15 protein-coding genes and 1 pseudogene are annotated in these 14,073 nt (G+C 68.7%); 10 read left to right on the top strand and 6 right to left on the bottom strand.

Annotated features, from left to right (window positions below):
• Nucleotides 1-84: 84 nt before the first annotated feature.
• The 3 genes from OH809_RS43280 to OH809_RS43270 all read left to right on the top strand — a co-directional run bounded on the left by OH809_RS43280 (nt 85) and on the right by OH809_RS43270 (nt 1,960).
• Complete coding sequence (locus tag OH809_RS43280) at nt 85-558, top strand: cupin domain-containing protein (RefSeq protein WP_406415302.1); 474 nt, start codon at nt 85-87, stop codon at nt 556-558.
• A 267-nt stretch (nt 559-825) separates the two neighbouring features.
• Nucleotides 826-1,500 (top strand): SDR family NAD(P)-dependent oxidoreductase, encoded by a 675-nt coding sequence (locus OH809_RS43275; RefSeq protein WP_406415304.1) that lies wholly within the window; start codon nt 826-828, stop codon nt 1,498-1,500.
• A gap of 109 nt (nt 1,501-1,609) precedes the next feature.
• Nucleotides 1,610-1,960 (top strand): antibiotic biosynthesis monooxygenase family protein, encoded by a 351-nt coding sequence (locus tag OH809_RS43270; protein ID WP_406415306.1) that lies wholly within the window; start codon nt 1,610-1,612, stop codon nt 1,958-1,960.
• Between the two features lie 182 nt (nt 1,961-2,142).
• On the opposite strand, the gene OH809_RS43265 is transcribed toward OH809_RS43270, so the two are convergent.
• Together OH809_RS43265 and OH809_RS43260 are read right to left on the bottom strand one after the other, a co-directional pair.
• Nucleotides 2,143-2,289 carry a hypothetical protein gene (locus tag OH809_RS43265; RefSeq protein ID WP_406415308.1) on the bottom strand — a complete coding sequence of 49 codons (147 nt, stop codon included), beginning with the start codon at nt 2,287-2,289 and terminating at the stop codon, nt 2,143-2,145.
• Nucleotides 2,290-2,350: 61 nt separating this feature from the next.
• A complete protein-coding gene (locus OH809_RS43260; RefSeq protein ID WP_406415310.1) occupies nt 2,351-2,788 on the bottom strand; it encodes an Lrp/AsnC family transcriptional regulator in 438 nt (145 codons plus the stop codon).
• Nucleotides 2,789-2,943: 155 nt separating this feature from the next.
• Here OH809_RS43260 and OH809_RS43255 point away from each other — a divergent pair, with 155 nt between their 5' ends.
• The 4 genes and pseudogenes from OH809_RS43255 to OH809_RS43240 all read left to right on the top strand — a co-directional run bounded on the left by OH809_RS43255 (nt 2,944) and on the right by OH809_RS43240 (nt 7,005).
• Entirely contained in the window at nt 2,944-4,128 is a 1,185-nt protein-coding gene (locus OH809_RS43255; RefSeq protein ID WP_406415312.1) for a trans-sulfuration enzyme family protein, read from the top strand.
• A gap of 90 nt (nt 4,129-4,218) precedes the next feature.
• Entirely contained in the window at nt 4,219-5,499 is a 1,281-nt protein-coding gene (locus OH809_RS43250; protein WP_406415314.1) for an amidohydrolase family protein, read from the top strand.
• A gap of 107 nt (nt 5,500-5,606) precedes the next feature.
• Nucleotides 5,607-5,879, top strand: coding sequence for a GFA family protein (locus OH809_RS43245; protein ID WP_406415316.1), 273 nt, complete (start codon nt 5,607-5,609; stop codon nt 5,877-5,879).
• 110 nt (nt 5,880-5,989) lie between these two features.
• Nucleotides 5,990-7,005 (top strand): annotated as a pseudogene (locus tag OH809_RS43240) (hypothetical protein).
• Nucleotides 7,006-7,055: 50 nt separating this feature from the next.
• Here the strand turns inward: OH809_RS43240 and OH809_RS43235 are convergent.
• The gene (locus OH809_RS43235; protein WP_406415318.1) at nt 7,056-7,469 is read right to left on the bottom strand and encodes a hypothetical protein; all 414 of its coding nucleotides are present in this window, start codon (nt 7,467-7,469) and stop codon (nt 7,056-7,058) included.
• A gap of 28 nt (nt 7,470-7,497) precedes the next feature.
• A complete protein-coding gene (locus tag OH809_RS43230) occupies nt 7,498-7,980 on the bottom strand; it encodes a methyltransferase domain-containing protein (protein ID WP_406415319.1) in 483 nt (160 codons plus the stop codon).
• Between the two features lie 345 nt (nt 7,981-8,325).
• On the opposite strand from OH809_RS43230, the gene OH809_RS43225 reads away from it, so the two are divergent.
• The gene (locus OH809_RS43225; protein ID WP_406424628.1) at nt 8,326-9,288 is read left to right on the top strand and encodes a transposase family protein; all 963 of its coding nucleotides are present in this window, start codon (nt 8,326-8,328) and stop codon (nt 9,286-9,288) included.
• A 681-nt stretch (nt 9,289-9,969) separates the two neighbouring features.
• The gene (locus OH809_RS43220; RefSeq protein ID WP_406415321.1) at nt 9,970-11,805 is read left to right on the top strand and encodes a glycoside hydrolase family 15 protein; all 1,836 of its coding nucleotides are present in this window, start codon (nt 9,970-9,972) and stop codon (nt 11,803-11,805) included.
• A 56-nt stretch (nt 11,806-11,861) separates the two neighbouring features.
• Here OH809_RS43220 and OH809_RS43215 read toward each other — a convergent pair whose 3' ends face one another.
• Complete coding sequence (locus OH809_RS43215; RefSeq protein WP_406415323.1) at nt 11,862-11,996, bottom strand: hypothetical protein; 135 nt, start codon at nt 11,994-11,996, stop codon at nt 11,862-11,864.
• Nucleotides 11,997-12,821: 825 nt separating this feature from the next.
• Nucleotides 12,822-12,995: a hypothetical protein gene (locus OH809_RS43210; protein WP_406415325.1), complete on the bottom strand. Its 174-nt coding sequence runs from the start codon at nt 12,993-12,995 to the stop codon at nt 12,822-12,824.
• A 189-nt stretch (nt 12,996-13,184) separates the two neighbouring features.
• Here OH809_RS43210 and OH809_RS43205 point away from each other — a divergent pair, with 189 nt between their 5' ends.
• A complete protein-coding gene (locus tag OH809_RS43205) occupies nt 13,185-13,823 on the top strand; it encodes an SMI1/KNR4 family protein (RefSeq protein WP_406415326.1) in 639 nt (212 codons plus the stop codon).
• Nucleotides 13,824-14,073 lie beyond the last annotated feature (250 nt).

The following is a 14,073-nucleotide window of genomic DNA, read 5'->3' as shown; positions in this document are numbered from 1 at the left end:
CAATCGGTAACGGATCACTCCACTATTGTTAGGCCACCGCCGAAGTGAGCGCGAGCAGAACGGCGAAGCACCGAGACTCGGGTCATGACCGACACGGAGTCGATTGCCCGGTGTTCCAAGGAACCCGAGCGAGCCCAACAGACGCGAACGATCCGGCTGGGCGCCAGCGGATCGACCATCGAAGTCCTCGCGGGTCCGGCGGAGACCAGCGGGATCGTGAGCATCTACCGGTGGCGCATGTCGCCCTCCAGCCGGGGACCTGCCCCGCACTTTCACACGACCTTCAGCGAGACCTTCATCGTTGAAGAAGGTGAAGTCGACTACTTCGATGGGCAGGCCTGGCGAACACTGCTGCCCGGCGACACCGCGCATGCCGCGGTGGGTGACGTCCACGCCCTCCGGAAGGAGCGCGCCGAACCTACCACCCTCCTGATGGCACTCTCGCCAGGTGTACCGCGGGAGGAGTACTTCGCACAGCTCGCCACTGTGAACGAGCGTGACCTGAGCCGGCTTCACGAAGCCCACGACAACCATTTCGTCGACGACTACGAGCGGTGAGGGCACCGGCAACGGCATGTGCCCCGTCCCCCGAACCACCCCACTACCTGGAATGCGCTCGTAGAACTGCTCCCGCGCGTGATCGCCACCGCCGAGCCGGGTCCGGAGGCCGACTTCGTCCGCAGTGGCCCTCGAGGTGTTGGTGATCTCTGCCTACGACCTGGAGCAGGCTGGCGAGGCGTTCGGCGCCGGCACGCTCGGCAAGATCGCGCTCACCGTCGCCTGATCCACCCCTTTCCCAACGGGTTTCCCAGCAAAGGATTCACTGTGCCCAGCATCGCCATCGTCGGAGCCGGCCCCGGTATGGGCCTGGCCATCGCCCGTACCTTCGGCTCCCACGGCTTCGACGTCGCCCTCATCGCCCGCAACCGCGACAAGCTCAACGACCTGGCCGGCCGGCTCGACGCCGAAGGCATCACCGCCGCCGCGTTCCCCGCGGACGTACTCGACCATGACGCACTCACCCAGGCGCTCAAGGACGCCGCCACCCGCTTCGGCGGAATCGACGTCCTGGAGTACTCCCCAGCCGGGAGCCTCGAATCCACGACGCTCACCGCTCCGTCCGAGACCAACCCGTCCGATGTGCAGTGGGCGATGGACTTCCTGCTCTACGGGGCCATTGCCGCCACACGGGCCGTGCTGCCCGCAATGCGCGAGGCCGGCGCGGGCACCCTGCTCTACACCAACGGCGCCGGCTCGGTCGACCCCACTCCGATGCTCGGCAACCTCAACGCCGCCCAGGCCGCGCTGCGCAATTGGGTACTCAGCCTGCACAAGGAACTGGCCGACACCGGCGTCCAGGCCGCGCACGTCGCCATCGGCGTGTGGATCGGCACGGACGGCCCGCCCGGAGTACCGGCGGCCTCGGCCAAGGAGGTCGCCCCCCTCTACTGGGACCTGCACACGCAGCGCGACGAAGTCGAGCGCGTCTTCACCGTGTGACGCCGTCCCGGCCCTACCCGTCCCACCATCGTTGATCCCTGATCCGCCAGTACGGCGGTGGCCGGCCTCGGTGCCTTGGGACAACCGATTGCGAGAGGAAGTACCGAAGATGGCCAAGCTGCAGAGCCTGGACTCGAATACGTCGGTGTTCGCGCAGTTCAAGGAGGAGACCGGGCCCATCGTCCTGGCCAACACCTTCTTGGTTCCGAAGGAGAGGACCGAGGCGTTCCTGACCCTCTTTCGGAGGCAGGCGGAGTTCATGAAGGCTCAGCCGGGATTCGTCTCCCTGCAGATGCACAAGGGAACGGCGGGCAGTCGACTTCTGATGAACGTCGCGGTCTGGGAGTCGACCGAGGCTCTCGCCACGGCGTTCGGCAGCCCGGAGTTCCAGCGCATGGCTGCCGAGTTCCCCGACGACATCGTGTCGTACCCGCACATCTTCGAGCGGGTCGACGTATGACACCGGAGCTGTAGAGGCGTCACTGTGCTCGTCAGCGACCCCGCCCTGCACGGCACCCTCTCCACTCGCTCGGCCAGCGACACTCCTGACGAACGCGCCATGCCCATCCCCTCCTCAACCCATGGCCAGGCCCTCCCCGGCCCGGCGTTTCACCCCGGGAGCGACGCCAGGCGGACGGGTCTTCAGGATGCCGACCCGGCCGCACCGTCCGCAGCCGACTGTGCGCTTTCCGCCTCGGGCGCGGTGCGGGGGCCGGGCACCGTGGCCGTGGCGGCGGCGAGGGCGAGGTGGGAGTTCATGTCCAGCTCGAACCGGCCGTAGGGGTTCACGTGGGTGCCCCCTGGTCGCGGGCCTCGAAGAGGCGGGCGGCGTAGGTGGGCGGGAGGGCTGTCATGCGGTGTCGAGCGTCTTCATGATGACGAAGCTGTTGACCGTGCCCACCCCGGGCAGGGCGGCCAGCTGGTTGGCGTGGAATTCCTCATAGGCCGGCAGGTCGGCCACCTCCACCTGGAGCAGGTAGTCGAAGTTGCCGGTGATGTGGTGACAGGCGATCACCTCGGACAGCCCCATCACCTCCTCTTCGAAGGCGACCACGTCCGCGCGGGTGTGCCGCATCAGCCGCACGCCCGCGAACACCCGCAGGCCCCGGCCGACCGCTGCCGGATCGATCAGCGTCCGGTAGCCGCGGATGACCCCGGCCTCCTCGAGATGGCGGACGCGCCGCAGGCAGGGGGAGGGCGACAGCCCGACCCGGGCGGCGAGCTCATTGTTGCTGATGCGGCCATGCCGTTCGAGTACGGCCAAGATCGACCGGTCCACTTCATCCATGACAGCAGAATATTGCTACTGACGACTCTTTAGCACAACGGTATGCCCGCACCCGGCGCAATCTATTGCCAAGATTGCTGTCAGCCGGGTCGTGTCGGGGTCACCGGCAGCCATGCTGGTTGCAGACATAGCGTCGAATTCCGGAAGGGTTGGCCATGCCTGGCAAGAGCACCGTCACCGTTCACACTGACCGTGAGACTCACCCCAGCCGCGCCGTGGCGCCGCCCATCTACCAGACGGCCGCGTTCTCGGCCGAGGACGCGCACACGTTCGCCGCGGGCGCCGTCGAGCCGCGCGGCAAGGACTTCTACACCCGCTTCGGCAACCCGAACCATGCCCAGGTCGCCGCCGTCGTCGCCGAACTCGAGAGCACCGAGGCGGCGATGGTCACCGCGTCCGGCATGGCAGCGATCACCACGGCCGTGCTCGCCCTGGTGTCCGCCGGCGACCACGTCATTGGACAGAAGTCCATCTATGGGGGCACCGCGTCGGTGCTGCTGAACCTGCTGCCGCGCCTGGGCGTGTCCACCACGCTGGTGGACCAGAGGGACCCTGAGGCGTTCGAGAATGCCCTCACCCCCAAGACCCGCCTGATCTTGGTGGAGTCCCCGAGCAACCCGCTGCTGCAGATCACCGACCTGCGCGCTGTCGCCGACCTGGCCCGGGCGCACGACGTGCTGACCCTGGCGGACAACACCTTCGCCACGCCTCTGAACCAGCGGCCGGCGGACTTCGGCATCGACGTGGTCTGGCACAGCGCGACCAAGTACCTCAACGGTCACTCCGACGTCTCCGCCGGAGTGCTGGCCGGACCGGCCAAGATCCTTGACCGCATCTGGGACACCAGCCTCCTCACCGGCGCCACCCTCGGCCCGATCGACGCCTGGCTCCTGTTGCGTGGCATACGCACCCTGCCGCTGCGCATGCCACGGCACAACGACAACGGCCTGGCGCTCGCCGAGGCACTGAGCAAGCACCCGGCCGTGACGAAGGTGCACTACCCCGGCCTGGCAACCCACCCGCAGCACAAGCTCGCCGCCGACCAAATGAACGGATTCGGCGGAGTGCTCAGCGTCGAATTCACCGGCGGATTCGACATGGCCGACGCCTTCCTGGGACACCTGCGCTACCCCCGCCGCTCCGCCAGCCTCGGCGGCGTGGAATCACTCGCCGTGCACCCGGCGTCCATGTGGGCCGGAATGCTCAGCGACGACCAACTCACCGAAGCCGTGCCACCGGGCCTGGTGCGGCTGGCGGCCGGCACGGAGGACACCGCCGACCTGGTCGCCGACGCACTCGCCGCGGCCGACGCCGTACTTGCCCAAGCCGCAACCGCCTGAACGGCTGTCGTGCGATGCAGCGCACACGCCCCTGCCCACCCACCCCCACCGCAACGAGCCCGTGAACCACCCCGAAGTGAAGGAGCCCCCATGAAGATCCTGCTTTCCGGCGGCACCGTGGTCAGCATGGACCCGTCCGTCGGCGACCTCGGCCGCGGTGACGTACTCATCGAAGACGGCGTCATCTCAGCCGTGGCCGAGCGCATCGACGCCCCGGACGCCGAAGTGATCGACGCGAGCGACCGGATCGTCATGCCCGGCTTCGTCGACAACCACCGCCACGCCTGGCAGACCGCGTTCCGCGGCATCGGCGCCGACTGGACCTTCCCCCAGTGGGCCGCCGCCATGCACGGCACCCTCAAGCCCCACTACACACCCGAGGACGTCTACGCGGGCACCCTGCTCGGCCGGCTGGAGGCCCTGCACTCCGGCGTGACCACGATGCTGGACTGGTACCACGTCGCGCAGGGGCACGAGCACGAAGACGCCGCCATCGCCGCACTGCGCGACACGCCGGGACGCTCCATCTTCTGCCTCGGTGCCGGATGGGGCAGCCCCGACCCCGTCGACGACGACATCCGCCGCGTCCGCTCCGGCCTCACCGAAGACGGCCTGGTCACCATGGCACTCGGGCTGCGTGGCCCCGAGGCCACCAGCATCGACACCGTCGCTCGGGAGCTGAAGCTGGCGGACGAACTCGGCCTGCGCACCAGCCTGCACATCGAAGCCGGCGGCACGATCACCACATTGCGCGAACACGGCCTGCTGCAGGCAACCACCACGGCCGTGCACGCCAACGGGATCAGCGACGAAGAACTGCGGACGCTCGCCGACGCCGGCGCCTCGCTCTCAATCAGCCCGGACGTCGAGCTGAAGATGGGCTTCGGATCGCCGATGACTGGCCGCGCACTCGCCGCCGGCCTGCGCCCGACCCTGTCGATCGACGACGTCCCCTCGGTCGGCGGCGACATGTTCTCCACCATGCGCACCGCCTTCGCCGTACAGCGCGGCCTGGACGGCAGCCTGCGCTCCCGCGAACTGCTGGACTTCGCCACCATCGACGCTGCCCAATCATGTGGCCTCGACGCCCGCACCGGCAGCATCACCCCCGGCAAGGACGCCGACATCATCCTCTTGCGCACCGACGACCTGACCGTCTTCCCGGTCACCGACCCGGCAGGCACCATCGTCAGCGCCGGCCACCCCGGCCTCGTCGACGCCGTCCTCGTCGCAGGCCGCATGGTCAAGCGCGACGGCGTACTGGTAGACGTCGACCTGCCGGCGCTCAGGACCCGCCTGCTCGCATCACGCGACCGGATCGCCGCAGCCGCCGGCGTCCCGCTCGACGGCACCTGGAACCCCCTGCCGTAGGCGGAGCAGGAGCAACTGGGGCACGGCGCCGCTGGAGTTGAACAGAAGAACTTGACAGGGAACTGTGCTCCTGCGAGCACTGCACGCTCATCTCCGGCTCGCCAGCGATGTCGTGGGTCGGGTTCCGCAAGGAGGAGCTGACCTGGACCGGCCCCGGAGGCGAGCCGACCTGGTATGCGACCTGGCCGAGCCTGCACCGCGGCTTCTGCTCACGCTGTGGGACCCACCTCGTCTCCGTCGCAGACGACTCGGCAATGATCATGGTGACGATCTTCAGCCTCACCGAGCAGAGCGGCCTCGAGCCTGTCGGACACAGCTTCCGCCAAGTCGCCGCGCCGTGGATGACCATCACCCTCGCCCCCGACCCGCTTCACCAATAGGGCCGCCCCCCGTTCCCCGGCAAGTTGTTGATGCCCACCTCCCGCTCGTCACCGGACAGGAGTTGGCTGCTGGTTACATTCACAAGCCGGGCAGCGGCTACGGTGCTGTTGTGGTGATCAACGGGGAGGACACGGCATCCGGGACCGCGCTGTTGATCGCGGCAGCCCCGGCCGGCAAGGGCTGTCTCATCGACGCAACCAGTGTCCTGCCCACGCTCGCGGCGGTCCCGCCCAGCATCCTGACCGGCACGACGGCGGCCACCATCATTGAACTCGCCGACCCGACCGACCCGCAGACCGTCCTCACCCGCATCCGCGCCGCGGCCGCCGCACCCGGCCCACTCTCCCTCTACATAACCGGACAACTCCACCTCGACCACAAGCAACGCCTGATCCACCTCGCACTCGCCCGGACCACGCCAACCACCCTGCGCTACACCGCACTGCCCTGGCACTGGCTGGCCAGCGAACTCAAACTGCGCCGACCGGGCACCACTACCGTCGTCACCGATATGGTCGCCACCCCAGACGCCTGGCAACAGCTCCGTGCCGAGGGTCTCGTCCGCGGCTATGGAATCCGCGTATACGGCCGGATCACCCCGCCGCCGCCCCGCCGCCGAATCGCAGAACCGGCCTACCTGAAGGCCCTCGCCACCACCTGGCGCAGCGGCATCAACCCGCCGCTCGCCCAGCTCCACGAACAGGCCGCCGCCCAGGCCGGCCCCGACGACGCGTCACTCGCAGCCTTGTGGGAGGGGTGGGCTCTGCGGACCTACGGCGCGGGCTCCGCGCAGGCCACCCACTGGCTGGAGGTCCGGGCCGACCTCGCTCGCATAGCCGACGACCCGGCGCGCAGCTGCGAGTTGTGGATGGCTGCCGCCGACGCCCGCCTTGCCCGGCAACACCCCCGGACGACCCCGCCGTAGAAGGCGCCGTGGACCGCGCCCACCACCAGTGGCAGGAACTTCGCGACCCGCAGCGGGCCCGGGAACTCGGTCCGCCTCTGGTCTCGTTGCGGCGCCACGTTCCTGGCCGGCGCTCCGGGGCGGTCGAAGCCGTCCAGCGCCGTCTGGAACTGCTGCACACCATGTCCCCGGTGGGAGGGGCCCGACGTGCGGCATCCTGACGAGGGACCGTCCCTTGGCTTTGTCAGCGAGTTTCGAAAGTGCCTGTAGCTCAGCCGCGAGAGCACCTTCTTCCACGGGAGAGTGATGTTGCTGAGTTCAGGGTGTCGGCGGCTTCGGTGAGCGTGATCGCCGGGTTGTCGTCGAGGAGTTCGGCGATCCGGGGCAGGATCATGTCGCCGCTGCCCGTGCGGCGGCCGCCGCGGCCACCGCGGCCGGGCCGGGATGCCTTGAACTCACGGACGACGCGGCGCGGCCAGTGCTCGGTGCCGCCGTCGCCGGCCGGGACCAGGACGACGTGCTCGGTCAGCTTCGGGTCGCTCTTGTACTTGTTCCAGCTGGCCGCGGACATGCCCAGCTCGGCGGCGGCCTCGTGGCGGTCCAGCAGGTCCTCGTCGGCGTCGGCCGCCGGCAGGGCTGGGACGGGCTTGCCGGCGTGGAAGGCGGCGGTCTGCTCGCTGTACACACCCCAATAGTGCCGCCCCCTTCGGGGCTCACCTTGGTTGAACTGTGGATCGTAGGGCCACGAACGAGCGGCGGTGCGCGTCCCACTGCTCAACATGTCTCCATCCCGCAGTTCGTGCTTCGCGCAGAAGTGCGGTGATGCCGATTTTGGCCCACGGGAAGTGCTGGCCGTGCACGCCGGTCTGGCTCTCAAGCGTGACCAGGAACCGCTGGTCGACGTCGAGCGGGGAGAGTTCTACCAGGAGAAGGCCCTCAGGCTCGACGATCTCTGCCACGCGTTCGAGGAGTTTCGCAGGGGCGCCGCCGATGCCGATGTTGCCGTCCATGAGCAGCGCGGTACCCCATCGGCCTTCGTCCGGTACGGGGTCGAAGACGGAACAGTGCAGGGCTGGTCCGCCGTTGCCTTGTGTTCGGTTGATGGCTGCCGGGCTGACGTCGATGCCAAGCACGGTGTGGCCCAGCTCCCTGAGGGCGGTAAGCATTCGTCCCGGTCCGCAGCCGATGTCGAACACTGCTTTCTCGCAACGTTGGAGGACGGTCATGTCGTCCTCGTTGGCGGGCTCACACCATCGCTCGACGTCCAGCGGGATCAGCTCTCCGTCCGTGCGGCGCAGGAACAGGGGGCCACGGCCGGAGTTGATGGCGTCGGCAAAAAGTCCGTTGTGCCAGGGGCTGGGCGCGATGCCTTGTGGTCCTCTCCTACTCGTAGCGCGGCCGCCTTCAGCCGCGGGCCCATCTGCGCGCATAGCGCACCGGGAGCGTAACGGGCTGCCCCGCGATTGATCGGGGGTGTGCCGTGACGTGACGATGGCCGCGCGGGTTCTTGAGGTGTGAAGATCAAGCAGGCCCGCGCGGCCATGGCCCATCCTGCCTTCTGCGGCGTCTCGCGCCAACATCTCGGCGAGTTGATCGAAGAACTCGCGCCACGCTGGGAAGCGCGCTGTGAGTCCGGGCGGCATGACCGGCGCCAGGCCAAGCGTCGACGGGAAGCCGGGGCCGGGCCGAAGTACGAACTCGTCTTCACCGACCGGGTATTGGCGACCCTTGTCCACCTGCGGACCGGACTGACCCACCAGGCCCTGGCCGTCATCTATGAGGTCGACTCCTCCACTGTCGGCCGGGCGATCGGCGAGATCCGTCCGCTGCTGGCCAAGCGTGGGTTCGCCGTGCCTGACCGCCCCGGAGTACGGCTGCGCACGCTGGAGGACGTGTTCGCCTACGCGGAGGCCGAGCAGGTGACGTTGCGGATCGACGGGATGGAGACCCAGGTCCGCCGCCCGCAAGCGAACCGTCCCGGCCGACGGGCGTTCGTCTCGGGCAAGCGGAAACAGAACACCATCAAGACCACCACGATCAGCGACCACCAGGGCCGGACCCTGTGGTCGGGAGCCGAACGGCCGGGCCGGATGCACGACCAGACCGCCCTGCGCACCGAGGGCATCGCCGAGCAGTTTTACCAACATCCCGGCGTGAAAGCCGAGGTCGACGACGGATACCGGGGCCTGGCCAACGAGTTCCCCGGCCAGGTCTCGGCCCCGCCGAAGAAACCCAAGGGCCTCGACGATGACGACGCCCCGCTGAGCGAGCGGTACGGCTGGCGCGAAGCGAAACGCCGCCAGTCCTCCCGCCGGATTTGCGTCGAGCACGCCAACGCCGAACACCGCCAGTGGCGCCCTCTCCAGCGGTTCACCGGACGGCGCGAGACCTACGGCGAAACCCACCGCGCTGTCGCGGCCCTGGTCTCCGACCGTGCTGCCCAGCGGGCCACCCAGCGCAAGCCCAGCACCGAGCTCGTGCTCGTCCGCACCACGGCCTGCTGAATCATCCACCAGCCGAACCTCCAGGCCAGCACGACCCAACATCAATCGCGGGGCAGCCCGTAAGTGTCCTTACTCAGCGGCCCGCCGCGTGTCTGGCGCCTCAGCCGGGCGGTCGGATCGCGCCTGCGTCCCGGATGCCGCAGGAGGGATCTTCGGTTCCGTCACGGTGCAAGGATGCGACCGTTCGCGTTGTGCGTCCGCGCCCCACACTGCCGCGTCACTCGATCATCCGAAGAAATACATAAGCGCGTCCCATTTATGTCTAATGTGCGTTTTGGCTGATGGTCTTTAGCTCCGTGAACGCACAGGGAATTCCATGGGTGACTCGCACGGCAAGGACGAACCTCCACAGGAAGGCACGGCTGCGCCGAGCTCTGACGGCCCGGACCGGCGTGTCCAGGGCGGGACCACGGAGCCGCAACGGAAGGCGCCGCCTGGGAATCCTCAAAGAGCGGGTGGTCCCGCGCCGACGGCAGGGCGTGGGGACAGCGGCAGCGGGCAGAGCAGTACCTCCGCGGGCGGGACGCCCCGCGAGCGGGAAACGGAAGGCCGTCCTGCAGGACCTGTCAAAGCCTGCCCTCCGGCCCCAGGCCGGGCCGGGCAAGGAATCCGCCCCGTGAGCATGTGCATCGGACCACTCCCCCAGCAGCGCGTGGTCCCTGCCCAAGCTGCAAGCCAGCCATGAGTACGCGCCCGATTGGTGACTACGCGCTGCTGTCGGACTGCCATTCAGCCGCGCTGGTCGGTACGGACGGGTCGGTGGACTGGCTGTGCCTCCCCCGATTCGACAGCCCCTCCGTCTTCGGCCGTCTGCTCGACGAGAATGCAGGCCACTGGTCGATCCGCCCGCGCGGTCCGAGCGAGGTCAGCCGCCGCTACGTGCCGCAGACCCTGACGCTGGAAACCACATTCCGCACACCGACCGGAACAATGGTCCTGCTCGACACTCTTGCCATGGGAAACCGGGAACGAGGACACGCACTCGGGGCATCCTCGCCCGGCATCATGCTGCGTCACGTCACCTGCACCGCCGGCTCAGTGACCGTGGAGACCAACTTCGCACCGCGACCGGAGTTCGGCCTCATCCACCCGGTACTCACCGCTGTGCGTGGCGGCCTCACCGCCAGTGGTGGCGCTCACCGGCTGGTGCTCTCCGCCCCGCTCCCGTTGACGACCGACGGATCGACAGCGCATGGCCACATCGTCCTTCGTGCCGGGCAGCGGCTCGGGTTAGCACTGCAGTCCGCCTCCACCTGGGGGGACAAGGAACCAGCCCCCTGGCGTGCTGGCCGCATCCGCCGACGCCTCAGCGACACCATCAACGGATGGCGCTCGTGGACACGAGCGCACCAGGGCTACCAAGGCCCCTGGCAAGACCAGGTCGCCCATAGCGGACGCGTACTCCAAGCCCTCACCTTCGCTCCCACCGGAGCCATCGTCGCCGCCCCCACCACCTCACTGCCGGAATGCGTCGGCGCCGACCGCAACTGGGACTACCGCTACACCTGGGTACGCGATGCCAGCTTCACCCTCCAGGCGCTGTCAACCTCCGCCTGCAAGAAGGAAAAGGCCGCGTACTTCGGCTTCCTCGCACGAGCCGCGGCGACCCAGCTCCAACGCGGCGTGGACCTCCAGGTCATGTACGGGATCGGGGGCGAAAGGGACCTGAGCGAACGCACCCTGCCACACCTGAGCGGCTGGCGCAGCAGCACACCGGTGCGCTCCGGCAACGACGCCTGGCGCCAGCACCAGCTCGATGTTTACGGGGAACTGCTCGACGCAGCGCACCAGACACTGCCCCACGGCGAGTGGTTCGATCCGCCCATCCGCACCTTCCTCCGCCAAGCAACCGAGACCGCCGCCCACCGCTGGAGCGAGCCCGACCAGGGCATCTGGGAAGTGCGCGGGCCCAGTCGGCACTTCCTCTACTCGAAACTCATGTGCTGGGTCGCGCTGGACCGCGCCATCAGCCTCACTCCCGCCCTCGGAGCGACTCCTGCAACCGTCACAGCCTGGCAAGACACGCGTGAAGAGATCCGCACGGCCATCGAAACCCGAGGATGGAACCCGCACCTGGGCGCCTTCACGCAGTCGTTCGGCTCCAGCGAACTCGATGCATCAGCACTCGTGATTCCCCTCGTGGGATTCCTGCCCGGCGACGATCCCCGCGTCCGCTCCACCGTGACGGCGATCGCCGACCAGCTCACGGATGCACGCGGGCACGTACGCCGCTACCTCACCGATGACTTCACATCCGAAGAAGGCTCATTCCTCCTATGCACCTTCTGGCTCGCCCACGCCCTGGCGCTCACTGGGGAAACCACCCGCGCCCGCAAAGTTTTCGAATCTGCCCTCACCTGCGCCAACGACGTCGGCCTCCTCGCCGAGGAAGTCTCCCCCGCAACCGGCGAAGCACTGGGAAACTACCCCCAGGCTTTCAGCCACATCGGCCTGATCAACACCGCACGAGCCATCCACCAGGCGGAGAACACACGCATCAGCCAGACAGATCGGTGAATCAACCAGGCGCGGGCTGCCGAACTCCGGTCGCGGTGCGAAGTTGGTCTCCACGGTCACTGAGCCGGCGGCTGACCGACCCTGTCGTCACCCCAGCCCGCCTCGCCGGCGACGAAAAACGCGAGGAGCAGCTGCGGGGTGAGCGGATGGGGGCGCTGCAGGCCGCGCCGCTGGAAACGATGGCGGTCCATGACCTGCAGACCACCATCACCTTCCATCACCGGACCATGAGGCCTCCGCCTTCGCGAAGGGGCTGCCCAGGGTCGCGCAGCGGCTGCATGCGTCGGATCCGGAACGGTACCCGGAATGTGTGTGGGCGAATTGGCTGTGCGGGGAGCACGAGACAGACCACCGACGCCAGGTACTGGGAGACTTCGGGCGCCGGGCCGGGCGGGCCGTGCTTTCAGACTGCCGAGTCCTGGGGGGGCCGCCCGTTGGGACGTTCACCCGTAGTGGGCGCGCCGCTCCCCCACGGTTGTTGCGTAGGGGAGCGTCGTCGTCTCCGGCAGTTCCGCCGTGCCTGTCAGCGGCCTACGGGCTCCGGGTAGCGCTGGCGGCGCCGGTCCGGGTCGGCGACGCCGATCTCGAACTTGCGGGATGTCGCACATATGCGCGCACGCGTACGCGCGCGAGGAGGACCCGTCGAGCCTCACCGGTCCCGGCGGGTGAGCACGGCGAGCCACCGCACCAGCCCGGTGTGCACGGCCGCGAGTGCGAGCAGGCCGAGGCCCATGTCCCAAGGGGATCCGGTGTCGAAGCCGTCCCCGCCGCAGTCGACGAGGAGGTCCAGGAGCAGCCCGGCCAGCAGCCGGGCGTACAGCTCCTGCCAGGGCCGGGGCGCTGAGGTGCGAGCGGATCGAGCGGTGGGGCAGGTGGTCCTTGTTAGTTCATGGGCCGGACCGTCACACCCGAAGCGGACACCCCCGCCGAGCCGAGGACGACGTGGGAGAGACTGGAGCGGCCCGGCGGCGCGCCCTGCGTCCGGCCGATGCTGCCGCCGCCGGGCCGCTCCCCTACTACTGGCGGGCTTCGGTGCTCTCCCGGATCGCCGCGGCGACGTCCAGCAGCGCGTACGCGACGGCCGCCAAGCCCTCCCCGATCGCGTCGGTCTGCTTCTCCTCGCCCTCCCGGCCGGCCGCCGAGTCCGCCCTGCTCTCCGCGTAGTCGCCCCACACACTCTTGTCCGGCATCCTCGCCCCTCTCCCCTGCCGCCGGTCCGTCCGGCGGGCGCCTGCACCCTCCCCCTCCGGGACCGGGGTGAACCGCCCGGGGCCGGGAGGCCGTCGAATCCGCGCCAGCCCATGTGTTGGTAAGGACGGCTGTTGGTGAGGGGTGAGTAGCCCTCGGGGGCTGTCGTAGCGGGGTGCGACAATCCGTCCGTGTCCGAGGAGCTCTCGCGTTGGTATCGGGGTCGCCTGGTGGGCGGTCCGTTCAGGCCGTTCGACCCAGGCGAGTGCGTCGCGCTCGAACGGGAGATCGGGCTGCCCCTGCCACCCGCGTACCGCTCGTTCCTGGAAGCCGCTGGCGGGGAGAAGCTGGACTACTCGGTCCACCTCCCTGCCTGTGAACCAGAACCGGTCCAGGGCTTCGACGGCCTCTACCAGTTGGGCCGTGACGACGCCAGTGAGTACGGCTGGGGAACTCTCTTGGGCGAGTATCGGCGCAGTCGCGACGGGTGGCTCGCTGAGAACGTGCCCCTGACCGGCCTGCTGCCCATCGCCCGCAACGGCGGAAGCGACACCCTCTTCCTGGACCTGAACCCGGCCACTCGTGGCCAGCTCCATGCGTTCGTCCATGCCATCGCCTGGCCGGGGTATTTGGGCAGCCATGTCTTCACGAAGGTCGCTGACGACTTCGACGCCTACCTCGACAGCCTGTTCATCGACCCCGATATGGCGGAGGACGCCTGGGCCGATGTCGCCGACAGCGATCCCTCGGATCCTTGGCGGAGGACCGTCGAGGAGTGGCTGGACAAGGAACTGCCAGGCTGGCGTGCTGAAGTCTGGGCCACGACCTGATCTTCAGGCGCTCGCCTCAAGCGTTTTCGGGTCCCCGAGGACTTCGCAGGGCTGCGTAGCCCAGGTAGTCCGTTCCGGCTCGCTCGGCATAGCCCATCGCCGTCTGAGGGTCCATGCCAAGGGCGTCTGCCAGGACGGCCGGCGGGGCTTGGCGGACCATCTGGATCCAGGCTCTGGAGCGCGTGGCCATGGCCGGGAACACCAAGGCCCACTGTCTCTCACACCACTGCCACGAACCCGAGAGATCGCA

Origin of the sequence: Streptomyces sp. NBC_00873 (assembly GCF_045207415.1) — a bacterium.
Lineage (GTDB): Bacteria > Actinomycetota > Actinomycetes > Streptomycetales > Streptomycetaceae > Streptomyces.
Note: the sequence above shows the minus strand (reverse complement) of the source record. Positions and strands in the feature narration are given on the sequence as shown.